Source organism: Roseateles sp. P5_E1 (assembly GCF_054049335.1).
Genome location: NZ_JBFUMN010000292.1, coordinates 1 through 615, shown reverse-complemented (window position 1 = coordinate 615; position 615 = coordinate 1). Strand labels below are relative to the sequence as shown.

The following is a 615-nucleotide window of genomic DNA, read 5'->3' as shown; positions in this document are numbered from 1 at the left end:
CAAGTAGGCCGCGCCGGTGAACAGCGTGATCACCGCATACAGTTCCTTCTGGAAGATCAGCGGCACCTCGTTGCACAGTACATCGCGCAGCACGCCGCCGAAGGCGCCGGTCAGCATCCCGGAGATCAGCACGATCGGTGCGGCGTGGCCGGCCTCGCGCGCCACCGCGCAGCCGATCAGGGTGAAACAGATCAGCCCGAGTCCGTCCAGCACCAGGAAGGTGCGGCGGAAGTGGTGCATCCAGCGCGCCACCCAGGTGGCGATCAAGGCCGCGCAGATGGTGAAGCCCAGGTACTCCGGGTGTTTCACCCAGCCCAGCGGGTAGTGGCCCAGCACGATGTCGCGCAGCGAGCCGCCGCCGAGCGCGGTGACGCAGGCGATGATCACCACGCCGAACAGGTCCATGCGCCGCCGCCCGGCCGACAGTGCGCCGGTCATGGCTTCGGCGGAAATGGCGATGAGGTAAATCAGGGAGAGCAGCATGGCGGGAACTCCGGGCAACGGCAGGCGAGGACGGAACCACGCACACCACACGCCAGCGCAGGGCACTGTCGTGGGATGGGATTCCGTTGCCGCTCCCGCTGTCCTTTTGCCTGAGAGTTCAGTGGCCAAGGC

Annotated in this window: 1 protein-coding gene; it reads right to left on the bottom strand. The window is 67.0% G+C overall.

Annotated elements, in window-relative coordinates; translation table 11 throughout:
- Positions 1–483: trimeric intracellular cation channel family protein (locus ACXJKJ_RS31115; protein ID WP_457395442.1), on the bottom strand; the 483-nt coding region annotated here is incomplete at its 3' end.
- Between the last annotated feature and the right edge of the window lie 132 nt (positions 484–615).